This is a genomic window from Caballeronia sp. Lep1P3, from assembly GCF_022879595.1.
Classification (GTDB): domain Bacteria; phylum Pseudomonadota; class Gammaproteobacteria; order Burkholderiales; family Burkholderiaceae; genus Caballeronia.
The window spans coordinates 470487-487400 of record NZ_CP084265.1; the positions used below are offsets into that span (position 1 = coordinate 470487).

General features: G+C 59.3%; 8 protein-coding genes, 2 tRNA genes and 3 rRNA genes. 10 read left to right on the forward strand and 3 right to left on the reverse strand.

What is annotated here, in order from left to right; translation table 11 throughout:
• Positions 1-49 precede the first annotated feature (49 nt).
• Complete coding sequence (gene paaN / locus LDZ27_RS02255) at positions 50-1759, reverse strand: phenylacetic acid degradation protein PaaN (protein ID WP_244815131.1); 1710 nt, start codon at positions 1757-1759, stop codon at positions 50-52.
• Between the two features lie 137 nt (positions 1760-1896).
• Between paaN and LDZ27_RS02260 the strand changes: the two genes are divergently transcribed.
• The 6 genes from LDZ27_RS02260 to rrf all read left to right on the forward strand — a co-directional run bounded on the left by LDZ27_RS02260 (position 1897) and on the right by rrf (position 8372).
• Positions 1897-2673 (forward strand): enoyl-CoA hydratase, encoded by a 777-nt coding sequence (locus LDZ27_RS02260; RefSeq protein WP_244815132.1) that lies wholly within the window; start codon positions 1897-1899, stop codon positions 2671-2673.
• Positions 2674-3139: 466 nt separating this feature from the next.
• Positions 3140-4673: ribosomal RNA gene (locus LDZ27_RS02265) — 16S ribosomal RNA — on the forward strand.
• A 65-nt stretch (positions 4674-4738) separates the two neighbouring features.
• A tRNA-Ile gene (locus LDZ27_RS02270) sits at positions 4739-4815 on the forward strand.
• Positions 4816-4833: 18 nt separating this feature from the next.
• Positions 4834-4909: transfer RNA gene (locus tag LDZ27_RS02275), tRNA-Ala, on the forward strand.
• A gap of 346 nt (positions 4910-5255) precedes the next feature.
• Positions 5256-8137: ribosomal RNA gene (locus LDZ27_RS02280) — 23S ribosomal RNA — on the forward strand.
• 122 nt (positions 8138-8259) lie between these two features.
• Positions 8260-8372: ribosomal RNA gene (gene rrf, locus LDZ27_RS02285) — 5S ribosomal RNA — on the forward strand.
• Together the 16S, 23S and 5S rRNA genes with 2 tRNA genes alongside form the textbook arrangement of a ribosomal RNA operon.
• Before the next feature lie 129 nt (positions 8373-8501).
• Here the strand turns inward: rrf and LDZ27_RS02290 are convergent.
• A complete protein-coding gene (locus LDZ27_RS02290; RefSeq protein WP_244815133.1) occupies positions 8502-9692 on the reverse strand; it encodes a M20 aminoacylase family protein in 1191 nt (396 codons plus the stop codon).
• A gap of 154 nt (positions 9693-9846) precedes the next feature.
• Here LDZ27_RS02290 and LDZ27_RS02295 point away from each other — a divergent pair, with 154 nt between their 5' ends.
• The gene (locus tag LDZ27_RS02295) at positions 9847-11928 is read left to right on the forward strand and encodes a molybdopterin-dependent oxidoreductase (RefSeq protein WP_244815134.1); all 2082 of its coding nucleotides are present in this window, start codon (positions 9847-9849) and stop codon (positions 11926-11928) included.
• Positions 11929-12056: 128 nt separating this feature from the next.
• Entirely contained in the window at positions 12057-13730 is a 1674-nt protein-coding gene (locus LDZ27_RS02300) for a long-chain fatty acid--CoA ligase (protein WP_244815135.1), read from the forward strand.
• Between the two features lie 135 nt (positions 13731-13865).
• Here LDZ27_RS02300 and LDZ27_RS02305 read toward each other — a convergent pair whose 3' ends face one another.
• The gene (locus LDZ27_RS02305) at positions 13866-15041 is read right to left on the reverse strand and encodes a porin (RefSeq protein ID WP_244815136.1); all 1176 of its coding nucleotides are present in this window, start codon (positions 15039-15041) and stop codon (positions 13866-13868) included.
• A 354-nt stretch (positions 15042-15395) separates the two neighbouring features.
• Here LDZ27_RS02305 and coq7 point away from each other — a divergent pair, with 354 nt between their 5' ends.
• Positions 15396-16049, forward strand: a complete 654-nt coding sequence (gene coq7, locus LDZ27_RS02310; protein ID WP_244815137.1) for a 2-polyprenyl-3-methyl-6-methoxy-1,4-benzoquinone monooxygenase — start codon at positions 15396-15398, stop codon at positions 16047-16049.
• 424 nt (positions 16050-16473) lie between these two features.
• Positions 16474-16902, forward strand: coding sequence for a division/cell wall cluster transcriptional repressor MraZ (mraZ, locus tag LDZ27_RS02315; RefSeq protein ID WP_035510172.1), 429 nt, complete (start codon positions 16474-16476; stop codon positions 16900-16902).
• The last annotated feature ends 12 nt before the right edge of the window (positions 16903-16914 follow it).

Here is a 16914-nt window from a genome sequence, read left to right on the forward strand (position 1 = left end):
GCCGAATGGCATAGGCCGATTGCACGAACCGGCCTCTTGCGCAATTTGCCTATGCCGTTTGGCCAGCTTCCGCCGATGCCGTTTTCGGCGCAACATGCACCCGGCTCTGAACCACGCGAAAGCGATTGGCTACGAAGGCGGCATCGGCAAGCGCGGCGTTCGCGGCCGGATTCGCGCCGGTGCCGTGAAAGTCGGAGAACGCGGCGGACTGGTTGACGAAGACGCCGCCCGTCAGGTTGATCGAAAGCGCAACGCCCCCGCGAATCGCGGCTTCGTGCGCGGATTCGATCACGGCGTCGTCGGTGCTGTAGACGGACAAGGTGAGCGCGCCGTGCTCCTGCGCGATCGATTCGGCGAGTTCGAGCGATTGCGCCGTCGAGTCGGTGGCGATGACGAACGCGATCGGGCCGAACCATTCCTTCGTGAATTTCTCGCGGTCGGCGTGGGCGTCGAGTTTGAGCAGAAGCGGCGTGTGAACGCGCGCTTCGGGGAAAGCAGGGTGCGTGAGCTTCTGGCTATCGAGAAGGACTTCGCCGAGACCGCGCGCCTGGGCGATGCGCTCGACGACGCCTTCGTTCTGAATCGCGCCGGTCAACTCGACGGCGCGCGCTGCATCCGAAGTGAGCTTCTCGACGGAGCCGGCGAGCGTTCGGGCGACGTCCTCGAAGCTCAGTTGGCCGTCAGCGGTGCGGATGCCGTCGCGCGGCACGTAGATGTTTTGCGGCGCGGTGCACATCTGGCCGGAATAGAGCGCGAGGGAGAACGCGATGTTGCGCGCGGCGGCTTTCATGTCATCGACCGAATCGATGACGATCTGGTTCACGCCCGCCTTCTCGGTGAAGACCTGTGCCTGATGCGCGTGGCGTTCGAGCCACGTGCCGTTTTGCGTGCTGCCGGTGAAGTCGATCAGCTTGATCTCGGGACGCACCGCGAGTTGCTGAACGAGCGCGCCGTCGTCCGGATCAGTCGCGAGCAGCGTGACGACGTTCGGATCGAAGCCCGCTTCGCGCAATACCTCGCGCGCGATTCGCACGGTGATCGCCAACGGCAGGATCGCGCCGGGATGCGGCTTGACGATGACCGCGTTGCCCGTGGCAAGGTCCGCGAAGAGGCCCGGATAGCCGTTCCACGTCGGGAACGTGCAGCAGCCGAGCACGAGCCCGGTTCCGCGTGGAACGACGGTAAAGCGCTTATGCATGGCAAGCGGCGGGTTTTTGCCTTGCGGCTTTTCCCAGTGCGCTTCCGATGGAATGCGGCGCAGTTGGTCCCATGCGTACACGGCCGCCTCAAGCGCGCGGTCCTGCGCGTGAGGGCCGCCCGCCTGGAAGGCCATCATGAATGCCTGGCCGGTTGTGTGCATCACGCTGTAGCCGATCTCGAAGCTCGCCCGGTTCAGTCGCGACAGAATCTCGAGGCTCACGCCGATCCACGCTTGCGGGCCAGCGGCGCGCCAGCTTGGCTGCGCTTGCGCGGCGGCGCGGATGAGCGCGTCGGGATCCGCCTTCGGATACTTGATGCCGAGCGTCACGCCGAATGGCGAGCGCTCTTTGCCGACCGTTTCGCCTGTCGATGGCTGATCCAGTTCGAACGTCTTGCCGAGGTGCCGCTTAAACGCCGCCTCGCCGTCTGCGTTGGCCGTTTCCCCGTACACTTTGGGACTCGGCATTTCGGCGAACGGACTCCAGTAGCCGCGCGTTTCGATGGCTGTGAGCGCTTGGTCGAGCATCGCTTCGTGCTTCGTGAATAGCGTAGGTGTCATGGTCGCGAGAACGGGGATTGAGACGTCAGGGTGGCGATTAATTAACCGACCGGTTGGTTGGTGATGTTAGCATCATCGAGATAGCGCAGACGAAGTCTTTTCATTAGGGCTTACCTGAGGATGTCTAGGAGGAGTGAATGACTTACGAGAACCTGTTGGTCGAGACGCGCGGGCGGGTGGGACTGATCACGTTGCATCGCCCTAAGGCGCTGAACGCACTGAACGATGCTCTCATGGACGAACTCGGCGCGGCCCTCAAGGCTTTCGACGCCGACGACGACATAGGCGCGATTGTCCTGACTGGCAGTGAGAAGGCGTTTGCAGCGGGTGCGGACATCGGCATGATGGCCAAGTATTCCTATATGGATGTCTACAAAGGCGACTACATCACGCGCAATTGGGAGGCGATCCGCTCCATCCGCAAGCCGGTCATTGCAGCCGTCGCGGGCTTCGCGCTGGGCGGCGGCTGCGAGTTGGCGATGATGTGCGATATCGTCATCGCGGCCGAGACGGCGAAGTTCGGCCAGCCAGAAATCAAGCTCGGAGTGATTCCCGGCGCCGGCGGCACGCAGCGATTGCCGCGCGCCGTGTCGAAGGCCAAGGCGATGGACATGTGCCTCACCGCGCGCATGATGGACGCCGCTGAGGCTGAGCGCGCGGGGCTGGTGTCGCGTGTGGTGACGGCGGATCGGCTGCTCGACGAGGCGGTCGAGGCCGGGACGATCATCGCGAGCTTTTCGTTACCAGCGGTGATGATGGCGAAGGAGGCGGTCAATCGCGCTTACGAGTCGACGCTCGCGGAAGGCGTGCATTTCGAAAGACGCCTGTTCCATTCGCTCTTTGCAACGGAAGATCAGAAGGAGGGGATGGCCGCGTTCGTGGAGAAGCGCAAGCCCGCATTTAAACACCGTTGATTTAGTCGACGAGACTACTTGCGTTACGTCGTTTCGGTCACTAGAATTCCGTTCCTTCGCATTCGAACGAACGCGAAGGGAAGCGGGAGTAGCGGTTTCAGGAAGGTGCTTGAAAAGCGAAGTTGAAAGTTTCAGGCGCAGTCAGCGAGTGAAGAGTTTCAAAAACTTGTTGACACCTTCTGAGGCGACGTTCATAATCTCGTTTCTCTGCTGCTGATGCAGCGACGCAAGACGGAAAGCAGGACAGTCTTGGCGGATTGCTCTTTAAAAACTAACAGCCGATAAGTGTGGGCGCTTGATGGCGAGTGCGGTTTCAGTCTTTCGGGGCTGAGGCGACAAGCAAAAGTAATCAAGAGTCTCACACGAAGTATCAGAGGAAGGTTGATCTGTCTTAGGATGGATTAATCATCGTCAGTACGTTGAGTGAGCGACCGGTTCTACGGAACCGAAAACAGTAACAGGCATTGAACTGAAGAGTTTGATCCTGGCTCAGATTGAACGCTGGCGGCATGCCTTACACATGCAAGTCGAACGGCAGCACGGGGGCAACCCTGGTGGCGAGTGGCGAACGGGTGAGTAATACATCGGAACGTGTCCTGGAGTGGGGGATAGCCCGGCGAAAGCCGGATTAATACCGCATACGCTCTAAGGAGGAAAGCGGGGGATCTTTCGGGACCTCGCGCTCAAGGGGCGGCCGATGGCAGATTAGCTAGTTGGTGGGGTAAAGGCCTACCAAGGCGACGATCTGTAGCTGGTCTGAGAGGACGACCAGCCACACTGGGACTGAGACACGGCCCAGACTCCTACGGGAGGCAGCAGTGGGGAATTTTGGACAATGGGGGCAACCCTGATCCAGCAATGCCGCGTGTGTGAAGAAGGCCTTCGGGTTGTAAAGCACTTTTGTCCGGAAAGAAAACCGCCGCCCTAATATGGTGGCGGGATGACGGTACCGGAAGAATAAGCACCGGCTAACTACGTGCCAGCAGCCGCGGTAATACGTAGGGTGCGAGCGTTAATCGGAATTACTGGGCGTAAAGCGTGCGCAGGCGGTCTGTTAAGACCGATGTGAAATCCCCGGGCTTAACCTGGGAACTGCATTGGTGACTGGCAGGCTTTGAGTGTGGCAGAGGGAGGTAGAATTCCACGTGTAGCAGTGAAATGCGTAGAGATGTGGAGGAATACCGATGGCGAAGGCAGCCTCCTGGGCCAACACTGACGCTCATGCACGAAAGCGTGGGGAGCAAACAGGATTAGATACCCTGGTAGTCCACGCCCTAAACGATGTCAACTAGTTGTTGGGGATTCATTTCCTTAGTAACGTAGCTAACGCGTGAAGTTGACCGCCTGGGGAGTACGGTCGCAAGATTAAAACTCAAAGGAATTGACGGGGACCCGCACAAGCGGTGGATGATGTGGATTAATTCGATGCAACGCGAAAAACCTTACCTACCCTTGACATGGTCGGAACCCTGCTGAAAGGTGGGGGTGCTCGAAAGAGAACCGGCGCACAGGTGCTGCATGGCTGTCGTCAGCTCGTGTCGTGAGATGTTGGGTTAAGTCCCGCAACGAGCGCAACCCTTGTCCTTAGTTGCTACGCAAGAGCACTCTAAGGAGACTGCCGGTGACAAACCGGAGGAAGGTGGGGATGACGTCAAGTCCTCATGGCCCTTATGGGTAGGGCTTCACACGTCATACAATGGTCGGAACAGAGGGTTGCCAAGCCGCGAGGTGGAGCCAATCCCAGAAAACCGATCGTAGTCCGGATCGCAGTCTGCAACTCGACTGCGTGAAGCTGGAATCGCTAGTAATCGCGGATCAGCATGCCGCGGTGAATACGTTCCCGGGTCTTGTACACACCGCCCGTCACACCATGGGAGTGGGTTTTACCAGAAGTGGCTAGTCTAACCGCAAGGAGGACGGTCACCACGGTAGGATTCATGACTGGGGTGAAGTCGTAACAAGGTAGCCGTATCGGAAGGTGCGGCTGGATCACCTCCTTTCTCGAGCTTCGCACACTAAATTAAGCGCTCACGCTTATCGGCTGTGGTTTGAAGAAACAGGCTTTGGGTCTGTAGCTCAGTCGGTTAGAGCACCGTCTTGATAAGGCGGGGGTCGTTGGTTCGAATCCAACCAGACCCACCACGAGTCAAGCAAGACACGGGGGGATTAGCTCAGCTGGGAGAGCACCTGCTTTGCAAGCAGGGGGTCGTCGGTTCGATCCCGTCATCCTCCACCAAGTCCTCAATGCTTAGGGTTGAGCTCAAGAGAGAGCGAACCTTAAGCATTGGCGATTGCGAGCCAGTTGATGCTGTTGGGTAGTGAAGTAGACCTATCGGCTAAACGTTCTTTAACAATCTGGAAGAAGTAGTAAAGAGAATCTGCGAAAGCACTTAGAGATGGGTGCGAGTAGGAGATTCAGGGTAGTGATTGTATCAAGTATGAAAAGGTAATCGAAAGATTGCTTTGGAATACGGCACACACGTAGTGTGGGGTTCACGTAAGTGCTAAAGCACTAACGCGGACCGACACGCGAATACTCAACCTATGGCGGGGCGGCTCGATGGGAGACGCACTCGTTATAGGGTCAAGCGAACAAGTGCATGTGGTGGATGCCTTGGCGATCACAGGCGATGAAGGACGCGGTAGCCTGCGAAAAGCTTCGGGGAGCTGGCAAACGAGCTTTGATCCGAAGATGTCCGAATGGGGAAACCCACTCCGTATGGAGTATCCATGACTGAATCCATAGGTCATGTGAAGCGAACGCGGTGAACTGAAACATCTAAGTAACCGCAGGAAAAGAAATCAACCGAGATTCCCAGAGTAGTGGCGAGCGAAATGGGATCAGCCTGTACTCTTTATCTGTGTTGTTAGCTGAACGCTCTGGAAAGTGCGGCCATAGCAGGTGATAGCCCTGTAAGCGAAAACAGCGTGGAAGAACTAGGGGTACGACAAGTAGGGCGGGACACGTGAAATCCTGTCTGAAGATGGGGGGACCATCCTCCAAGGCTAAATACTCGTGATCGACCGATAGTGAACCAGTACCGTGAGGGAAAGGCGAAAAGAACCCCGGGAGGGGAGTGAAATAGATCCTGAAACCGCATGCATACAAACAGTCGGAGCCTGGAAACGGGTGACGGCGTACCTTTTGTATAATGGGTCAGCGACTTACGTTCAGTAGCGAGCTTAACTGATTAAGGCAGGCGTAGCGAAAGCGAGTCCGAATAGGGCGATCAGTTGCTGGGCGTAGACCCGAAACCAAGTGATCTATCCATGGCCAGGTTGAAGGTGCGGTAACACGTACTGGAGGACCGAACCCACTAACGTTGAAAAGTTAGGGGATGAGCTGTGGATAGGGGTGAAAGGCTAAACAAACTTGGAAATAGCTGGTTCTCTCCGAAAACTATTTAGGTAGTGCCTCGTGTATCACCTTCGGGGGTAGAGCACTGTCATGGTTGTGGGGTCCATTGCGGATTACTACGCCATAGCAAACTCCGAATACCGAAGAGTGCAATCACGGGAGACAGACATCGGGTGCTAACGTCCGGTGTCAAGAGGGAAACAACCCAGACCGCCAGCTAAGGTCCCAAAGATTGGCTAAGTGGGAAACGAAGTGGGAAGGCTAAAACAGTCAGGAGGTTGGCTTAGAAGCAGCCACCCTTTAAAGAAAGCGTAATAGCTCACTGATCGAGTCGTCCTGCGCGGAAGATGTAACGGGGCTCAAGCCAGTCACCGAAGCTGCGGATGCGAGTTTAACTCGCATGGTAGGAGAGCGTTCCGTAAGCCTGCGAAGGTGCGTTGAAAAGCGTGCTGGAGGTATCGGAAGTGCGAATGCTGACATGAGTAGCGATAAAGGGGGTGAAAAGCCCCCTCGCCGTAAGCCCAAGGTTTCCTACGCAACGTTCATCGGCGTAGGGTGAGTCGGCCCCTAAGGCGAGGCAGAAATGCGTAGCTGATGGGAAGCAGGTCAATATTCCTGCACCATTGTTAGATGCGATGGGGGGACGGATCGCGGAAGGTTGTCCGGGTGTTGGACGTCCCGGTCGCTGCATTGGAGAAGGCACTTAGGCAAATCCGGGTGCGCAATTCAAGGGTGTGGCGCGAGCTTCTTCGGAAGCGAAGCAATTGGAAGTGGTTCCAAGAAAAGCCTCTAAGCTTCAGTCTAACGATGACCGTACCGCAAACCGACACAGGTGGGCGAGATGAGTATTCTAAGGCGCTTGAGAGAACTCGGGAGAAGGAACTCGGCAAATTGGTACCGTAACTTCGGGATAAGGTACGCCTCTGTAGCTTGACTGGCCTGCGCCAGGAGGGTGAAGAGGTTGCAATAAACTGGTGGCTGCGACTGTTTAATAAAAACACAGCACTCTGCAAACACGAAAGTGGACGTATAGGGTGTGACGCCTGCCCGGTGCCGGAAGATTAAATGATGGGGTGCAAGCTCTTGATTGAAGTCCCGGTAAACGGCGGCCGTAACTATAACGGTCCTAAGGTAGCGAAATTCCTTGTCGGGTAAGTTCCGACCTGCACGAATGGCGTAACGATGGCCACACTGTCTCCTCCCGAGACTCAGCGAAGTTGAAGTGTTTGTGATGATGCAATCTCCCCGCGGCTAGACGGAAAGACCCCATGAACCTTTACTGTAGCTTTGCATTGGACTTTGAACCGATCTGTGTAGGATAGGTGGGAGGCTATGAAACCGGAACGCCAGTTTCGGTGGAGCCGTCCTTGAAATACCACCCTGGTTTGTTTGAGGTTCTAACCTTGGTCCGTGATCCGGATCGGGGACAGTGCATGGTAGGCAGTTTGACTGGGGCGGTCTCCTCCCAAAGTGTAACGGAGGAGTACGAAGGTACGCTAGGTACGGTCGGAAATCGTGCTGATAGTGCAATGGCATAAGCGTGCTTAACTGCGAGACCGACAAGTCGAGCAGGTGCGAAAGCAGGTCATAGTGATCCGGTGGTTCTGTATGGAAGGGCCATCGCTCAACGGATAAAAGGTACTCTGGGGATAACAGGCTGATACCGCCCAAGAGTTCATATCGACGGCGGTGTTTGGCACCTCGATGTCGGCTCATCTCATCCTGGGGCTGTAGCCGGTCCCAAGGGTATGGCTGTTCGCCATTTAAAGAGGTACGTGAGCTGGGTTTAAAACGTCGTGAGACAGTTTGGTCCCTATCTGCCGTGGGCGTTGGATATTTGAAGGGGGCTGCTCCTAGTACGAGAGGACCGGAGTGGACGAACCTCTGGTGTACCGGTTGTCACGCCAGTGGCATCGCCGGGTAGCTATGTTCGGAAGAGATAACCGCTGAAAGCATCTAAGCGGGAAACTCGCCTTAAGATGAGATATCCCCGGGGCTTCGAGCCCCTTGAAGGGTCGTTCCAGACCAGGACGTTGATAGGTCAGGTGTGTAAGTGCAGTAATGCATTGAGCTAACTGATACTAATTGCCCGTAAGGCTTGATCCTATAACCGGTGTGTCTTAACCTGCGCCGGTTGAGTAAGCGACTGTGCCCAGACCAGTCACTACCCACTACTTCTTCCCAGATTGGTCGTGGCGCACCCCCGTGCGACGCGACAACCCGTCATGCCTGATGACCATAGCGAGTCGGTCCCACCCCTTCCCATCCCGAACAGGACCGTGAAACGACTCCACGCCGATGATAGTGCGGATTCCCGTGTGAAAGTAGGTAATCGTCAGGCTCCTCATGCTGCAACGCAAAAACCCCACCCCACAAAGGTGGGGTTTTTGCATTGGGGCGGCGGCAACGCAACGCAAGGCCTGCCGGAACAGCGCAGGCGCAAGCATCGGCCCACACGACACCCGAATATCTACGAAGCCAAGAATCGCTCTGCCAATCGCACCCAGTACGAAGACCCGACCGAAAGCAACGCGTCGTTGAAATCGTAACTGGCGTTGTGAAGCATGCAAGGACCTGCGCCGTGTCCATGCTCTCGATGTCCACCATCCCCGTTGCCGAGGAAGGCGTAACACCCCGGCTTCTCGAGCAGCATGAACGAGAAGTCTTCGGCGCCCATCGTCGGTTCGACGGCCGCGTCCACATTCTCGCTGCCCACCACCTCCGCCATCACTTGCGCTGCAAACTTCGTCTGCGCGGGATCGTTGATCGTCGGCGGGTAATTTCGATGGAAGTGCACATCCGCGTCGCAGTCATAGGCCGATGCCGTTGCTTCCGCGATCTTTCGCATCCGCGTTTCGATCAAGTCGAGCGTTTCCACTGTGAACGTGCGCACCGTCCCGCCGAGCCACGCCCGATCGGGGACCACGTTCACCGCATCCCCCGCATGGATCTGCGTGATCGAAAGCACGGCCGTATCGAGCGGTTTCTTGTTGCGCGTGATGATGCTCTGCAACGCGTTCGCGATCTGCACAGCGGCGAAAACAGGATCGCGTCCGTTATGCGGCATTGCCGCGTGCGAGCCGGTGCCGCGAATGGTTATCCGAAATTCATTGCTCGACGCCATGATCGGACCTTGGGTAACGCCGAAGTGTCCCGCCGGCATGCCCGGCCAGTTGTGAATGCCGAAGACGGCATCGACGGGAAAGCGCGTGAAGAGCCCGTCGTCGATCATAGCCTTGGCGCCCGCGCCGCCTTCTTCGGCGGGCTGAAACATGAACACCACCGTCCCGTTGAACTTCCCGTGTTCGGCGAGATACTTGGCCGCGCCCAGCAGCATCGCGGTATGACCATCGTGACCGCAGGCGTGCATGCGCCCGTCGTTTCTGGACTTGTGATCGAATGCGTTGGTTTCCTGAATGGGCAGCGCGTCCATGTCCGCGCGTAGTCCGATCGAGGCGCCGCCCGAACCGCGTCTGAGCACGCCTACGACGCCCGTCTTGCCCAATCCGCGGTGCACCTCGATACCCCAGCGTTCCATGTTGTCCGCGACCAGCTTCGCGGTGCCCACTTCCTCGTAGCGCAGCTCGGGATGAGCATGGATCGTTCGTCGAAGAGCCTTGATCTCCTCGTGCGATGCTTCGATTTCCGCAATCAGATTCATTTGAACCGCTCTCTCGTTGAATACGAACTTGCGTGCCGGCACGCGATGTTTCATTCTACGCCGCCACTATTTGTGACAGCTTCGGTCGACCGGACGGCGCGCGTAATAGAATCCTGTCATCTGCCGCCAATATTCCGATCGATTGGACTTCCCGATGAACGCCCCAGCCGAATTCGCCCGAGCCGTATGCCCGCACGATTGCCCCGATACGTGCGCGATGCGTGTCACCGTGGAAAACGGCAAAGCGGTGAAGGTCAGCGGCGATCCCGATCATCCGCCGACGCAGGGCGTCCTGTGCACGAAGGTCACGCGCTACGCCGAACGCACGCATCACAAGGAGCGCCTTCTCACGCCACTGCGCCGGGTCGGGCCGAAAGGCGCGGGCCAGTTCGAGCCGATCGGCTGGGATGAAGCGCTGCGCATCGCCGCCGAACGGCTTACGCCCATCGCGCGGCGCGCGCCTGAAGCGATCCTGCCGTACAGCTACGCCGGCACGATGGGGCTCGTGCAGGGCGAAAGCATCGCTGCGCGGTTCTTCAATGTGCTCGGCGCGTCGCGGCTGGACCGGACGATCTGTGCCGCAGCCGGCGCGGCCGGACTGCGCTATACCTACGGCGCGAGTCTTGGGATGCACGTCGAGTTCTTCGACGAGAGCGAAGTCATCCTGATCTGGGGAGCCAACCCGATCGCGTCGAGCCTCCACTTCTGGACGCGCGCGCAGGAAGCGAAACGGCGCGGCGCAAAGCTCATCGCCATCGACCCGTACCGGTCGCTGACTGCCGAGAAGTGTCATCAGCACATTGCATTGCGGCCCGGCACCGACGCCGCGCTCGCACTCGGCATGATCCGCGTGCTCATTCATGAGGACCTGCTGGATCACGAATACATCGCGGCCCACACGCTCGGTTTCGACGAACTCGCCGCGCGCGCCGAACAGTACCCGCCATCGCGCGTCGCAGCGATCTGCGGGATCGAGGAGCAAACCGTCGTCGAACTTGCGCGCGCATTCGGATCGACGAAAAAGGCTGCCATTCGCCTGAACTACGGGATGCAGCGCGTGCGTGGCGGCGGGAACGCGGTACGCGCCGTCGCTTGCCTGCCGTCGCTGACAGGCGCATGGCGCGAGCGTTCCGGCGGGCTGTTGCTGTCGTCATCGGGTTGGGCGCCCGTCGACAATACCGCGCTCGAGCGTCCCGACTTGCTGCCGGATTGGCCGAAGAAGGCGCCGCGCACCATCAACATGAACGCCGTCGGCGACGCGTTGCTGCATCCCGGCGACGCATCCTTCGGCCCGAAGGTCGAGGCGCTCATCGTCTACAACTCGAATCCGGTCGCGGTCGCGCCGGACTCGGCGAAGGTCGCGGCCGGCTTCGCGCGCGAGGATCTCTTCACGATCGTGCTCGAACATTTCCAGACGGACACCGCCGATTACGCCGACCTCGTCTTCCCCGCGACCACGCAACTCGAACATCTGGACGTCCACAAGTCGTACGGCCACACGCATGTGATGGCGAACCTGCCCGCTATCGAGCCTGTCGGCGATGCGCGTCCGAACACCGAATTCTTCCGCGGTCTCGCGCGCGCAATGGATCTGTCCGAGCCGGCGCTTTTCGAGAGCGACGAGCACATCGCGTCGAAGGCATTCCGCTGGAACGACGCGACGCTCGAAGGCCAGAGCTGGGACACGCTCAGGACGTCGCGCTGGCTCGAGCTGAAGGTTCCGGATGCACCGCTCGCCGAAGGCGGCTTTCGCACGCCGTCCGGAAAATGCGAGTTCTACAGCGAGCGTCTGAAACGCGAAGGCCTCGATCCATTGCCCGATTTCCTCCCGCCTTACGAGTCGGTCGAGGGCGCGCCTGAACTGGCCGCGCGTTATCCGCTCGCGATGATCTCGCCACCCGCGCGCAATTTCCTGAACAGCACGTTCGTGAATATCCAGAGCCTTCGCGCGACGGAACGCGAACCGCATCTCGACATCCATCCAGCGGATGCGCAAGCGCGGGGCATCGAGAATGGCGCGCTGGTGCGAATCTTCAACGATCGCGGTTCGATGCAGGCCCGCGCGCGCGTGACGGACCGCGCGCGAGAAGGCGTCGTGGTCGGCCTGTCGATCTGGTGGAAGAAGTTGTCCCCCGATGGCTGCAACGCCAATCAAGTCACGAGCCAGGCATTGACCGATCTTGGGGGATCGGCGACGTTCTACGACTGCCTGGTCGAAGTGGAGTCATTGCATTGAGAAGTTTGAATTGGACAGGCTCGAAAGAGTCTGGAGAGCGGCGTCTAACCGGATTGTCGGAAGGGAAACGAGCGGCTAGCATTTCGTTTTCGCACGACCATTCGAAAATTAGATAAAGGAGACGCCGAATGGACAAACTTTGGCTGAAATCGTATCCGGCTGGCGTGCCTGCGGAGGTCGATGCATCGGCGTATCGCTCGGTGTCGCAATTGCTCGAAGACAGCTTCCGCAAGAACCGCGATCGCCGCGCGTTCGTTTGCATGGGGCGAGCCATCACGTATCGCGAACTCGACGACTTGTCGAAGAGGCTCGCCGCGTGGTTCCAGAAAAGAGGCCTGAAACGCGGCGCGCGCGTCGCGCTGATGATGCCGAACGTGCTGCAATATCCCGTCGCGATCGCGGCGGTGCTGCGCGCGGGGTATATCGTCGTCAATGTGAATCCGCTTTACACGTCCCGCGAACTCGAACATCAACTGCGCGATAGCGGCGCGGAAGCCATCGTCATTCTCGAGAACTTCGCGGTCACGCTTCAGGCCGTGATCGGCAACACCGCGATCAAGCACGTCGTCGTCGCGGCGATGGGCGACCTGATGGGCGCGAAGGGCCTGGTGGTCAACTTCGTGGTTCGTCGAGTCAAGAAGATGGTGCCCGAATGGACGCTGCCGGGCAGCGTCCGTTTCAACGACGCCATCGCCGAGGGCGCGCGTCACACGCTCGAAGCGGTTCAGCAAGGCCCGGACGACATCGCGTTTCTGCAGTACACGGGCGGGACGACGGGCGTGGCCAAGGGCGCGACGCTCACGCACGGCAACGTCATCGCGAACGTACTTCAGTCCGAAGTCTGGCTCGAACCGGCGCGCAAGCGGCGGCCGGACATCGACCAATTCGTGTGTGTCGTGGCGCTGCCGCTTTATCACATCTTCGCGTTGACGGTGTGCGGAATGCTGACCATCCGCACGGGCGGTCTGGGCGTGCTGATCCCGAATCCGCGCGACGTAGCCGGCATGATCCAGGAATTGAAGGGCTTCCAGATCAATACTTTCCCCGCCGTCAACACGCTGTACAACGCGCTCTTGAATCATCCCGAATTCAAGGGGCTCGATTTCTCGAAACTCATCGCGGCGAATGGCGGCGGCATGGCGGTCCAGGAAGCCGTTGCGAAGCGCTGGTTCGCCGCCACCGGCGTGCCCATCGTCGAGGGCTACGGGTTGTCCGAGACGTCGCCGTGCGTGACGTGCAATCCCGTCACGGCGACCGAATATACCGGCACGATCGGCTTGCCGTTGCCATCGACGGAAGTCTCGATCCGCGACGACGACAACAACGAACTGCCGCTCGGGAAGGCGGGCGAAATCTGCATCAAGGGTCCGCAAGTGATGGCGGGTTACTGGAATCGGCCGGACGAAACGGCCAAGGTCATGACGCCGGACGGCTTCTTTCGCTCGGGCGATGTCGGCGTGTTCGACGAGCGCGGCTACGTGAAGATCGTCGATCGCAAGAAGGACATGATTCTCGTCTCGGGCTTCAACGTGTATCCGAACGAAATCGAGGACGTCGTGGCGATGCTGCCGGGCGTGTTCGAGGTCGCGGCGGTGGGCGTCAAGGACCAGAACTCGGGCGAAGCGGTGAAGCTCTTCATCGTGCGCAAGGACGAAAACCTGACCGAAGCCGACGTCATCGCGTATTGCAAGGAGCGGCTTACGGGCTACAAGCGGCCGCGCATCATCGAGTTTCGCAGCGACTTGCCGAAGAGCAATGTCGGAAAGATTCTGCGTCGGGAACTGCGCGACGGGACTGTCTGATCGGTCCGACAGCGCATAGGGAAGGCCTTCGCCGTCAGACGCGAAGGCTTTTTTTCGTCCGCGACGCGCATCGCCGAAATGAAAAAAAGGCGCCCGAAGGCGCCTTTCAGCAAGTACCGCTTTATTACGAGCTTCTTAGAACTTGTGACGGATACCGACCAGCGCCGCAACCTGGTTCGACGTCGACGACGGCGACAGGCCATTGATGTTCGCCACGGCTGCCGTGCGCGTCGAGTCCGTGCCCGAAGCGTGCTGGTACACACCGTCGATGTACAGGTCGGTGCGCTTCGACAGGAAGTAGTCCGCGCCGAGCATGCCTTGATGGTACTTGGCGTTCGCCAGGCCGTAGCCCTTCGTGTAGTCGTAAGCGACGCCCAGCAACAGAGCCGGGGTCAGCTGGTACTTGAAGTTGACTTCGGCGTTGTGGAACTTGCCCGAACCGCCCGCGTAACCAGCCGGGTTCAGGCCCGCGCCCGCGTCCGTGCCGACATCCTTGAACTGCGTGTTGCTATACGTCGCGCCGAGGGTCGCTGCGCCGAACGTGTAAGCCGCGCCAGCCGAAATCACTTGCTGGGTATGCGCCGATGCGAAGCCCGAGTACACGCGGCTCCCGCCCATGTTCGAGGCCGCAGCCGATGCAGCCGTAGCCGACGTCGCGTTGTTGCCGAAGAACGAGTAGTTCGGATCCTTGACGTTCAGGTAGCCAGCGCCCAATTGCAGCGGACCTTGCGAGTAGCCGAGGCCAACCGACCAAATCTGGTTGCGGTTGAACTGGCCAGCATTGCCGCCGAGGCTGTACAGGCCGCCGAACGTGAAGCCGGCGTAGTTCGCGCTCGTGAACTTGATCGCGTTGTTCACGCGATTCGAGTTGTTCATGTTGTCGAGGTCGCCCGGGTGCGCGCCGAAGTACGTCGCCCACTGGCTGCCGACTTCGAATGCGCCGGTGAAGTCGACCACGGAGTCGTACTGGCGACCCAGCGTGACCGTGCCGAATTGCGCCGTCGACAAACCGACATACGCTTGACGGCCGAACTCGTCGCCGCCTTGGCCCAGACGGCCGTTGAACACGTTGAAGCCGTTTTCGAGGACGAACAGCGCCTTCAGACCGCCGCCCAGGTCTTCCGTGCCACGCAGGCCCCAACGGCTACCCTGCACGTTGCCGCTGTTGAGCGCATACAGCTTCTGGCCGCCGCTGTTGTTCGAATACAGGAAGCCCGCGTCGATGATGCCGTACAGCGTCACGCTGCTCTGCGCATGTGCGGCGCCAGCGAAGACGCCCAATGCTGCCAAAGCGAGAAGCGACTTTTTCATTGAAAAGATCTCCAGAGAGTGTTTTTGCGACTTGTTTGGCAAGGTTCACTGTTCTAGCGCCAGTGTGTTGACGGTCCCTGCCGAGGCACTTCTTTACGAAGGTGACACGTAATGTAACAAGAACAACTTTCCGGACAAAGGAAAAGGGGGCAGCGTCCGGCCCGCATGTGACGTTTACGCAACATGCGCTAAAATCTTGGTTTTGCAGCGATTTTGCGAGTCGTGTTTCCCCTAATTACAAAAAGTGGAGCTCGCGGCGGGATGTTTTCGCATGATCGGCGGAAGAATAGGGATTGCTGAAGGACTGCGCACGGCGCTCCCAAAAATGATGAACATGAATCAAGAGGTGAGAACATGACGCTCGACGAACTCATTAGCGAATTCGACCGGGGCTTGCGGTCCATCGCCGGCGTGAGCCGCATGTCGCGGCCGATCCCGGAGTCGAACGCGCCGCTTTCGGTCGACGGCGGCCTGGTCGCGGAAGAGCCGCAACTCACGGAGAAGGAAAAGGCGCACGCGGCCGGCCTCATGCGCGTGAACCACGTCGGCGAAGTCTGCGCGCAGGCGCTGTATCAGGCGCAGAAGCTCGCGACCTCGTCGCCGGGACTCAAGCAGAGCTTCGAACAGGCGGCTCGCGAGGAGGAAGACCATCTCGCGTGGACGGCGCAGCGTCTGAAAGACCTGGATTCGCGTCCGAGTCTCCTGAACCCGCTGTGGTACGCGGGCGCAGTGGCGATCGGCTTCGTCGCGGGACGATTCGGCGATCGCGCGAGCCTGGGCTTCATGGCCGAGACGGAGCGTCAAGTGGAGCAACATCTGGACGGCCACATGAAGACGCTGCCGGCGACCGATTACGCGTCGCGTGCCATCGTCGAGCAGATGCGTCTCGATGAAAGCGCGCATGCGGCGGCGGCCATCGGCGCGGGCGGCGGCGAAATGCCGTTTCCGGTGCGCGCGCTGATGCGGGCGGCGGCCAAGGTGATGACCCGAACCGCTTACTACGTTTAAGGTCGAAACAGCGAGAGGCGGCAGCATTCGGCAACGACCAGCCGCCCGCGCCTGCGGTTTTCATCATGGGAAACCGTTACATTTCACGCGTCTTGTCTGTCAAATTTCACACTTCACCTTCACAACGCGTACTAGTCTCCTAATTTCAAACGGTTTTCCTCTTCCGCGCTCTCTCAAGTCCCTTCGCTAAGTCCTTGTTCTAACGAGTAAAAGACTCCCGAAAAAAACCTCCGCGTCTTGACCGAGGAAATACCTTCCTCTAAAGTGGGAGACAGTGTGAGAAAGTGGTTCTTTGTGTGATTCACAGGCCACTTTCAGGCATTTTCGCGGCGGGACGACACCATCGTGGGACGTCGACAGCTTTGGCCTCAATCGCGTTCATCGCTGACGCGATCACTGTGGCCGACAACGGGGAGAAGGGCGAGTGTTCCAGGGGGCGTCGGCGCTGACGCTCGATGCGAAAGGACGGATGTCGGTTCCGTCCCGCTATCGGGAAGCGCTGCAAGGGCAGGCAGAAGGCCGGGTGACGCTCACGAAGAGCCCGGATGGATGCCTGTTGCTCTTTCCTCGCCCGGAGTGGGAAGTCTTTCGTGCCAAGGTCGCCGCGCTCCCCATGGAAGCGATGTGGTGGCGGCGCATCTTTCTCGGTAATGCAATGGACGTCGAACTGGACAGCGCCGGGCGCGTGCTCGTATCGCCCGAGCTTCGTGCTGCCGCTTCGCTCGAAAAAGAGGTGACGCTGCTCGGCATGGGCGCGCACTTCGAATTATGGGATTCGCAGACGTATGCGGCGAAGGAAGCCGCGGCAATGGCGCAGGGCATGCCCGACGCGCTGAAGAACTTCACTTTCTGACGCGGCGCTGAA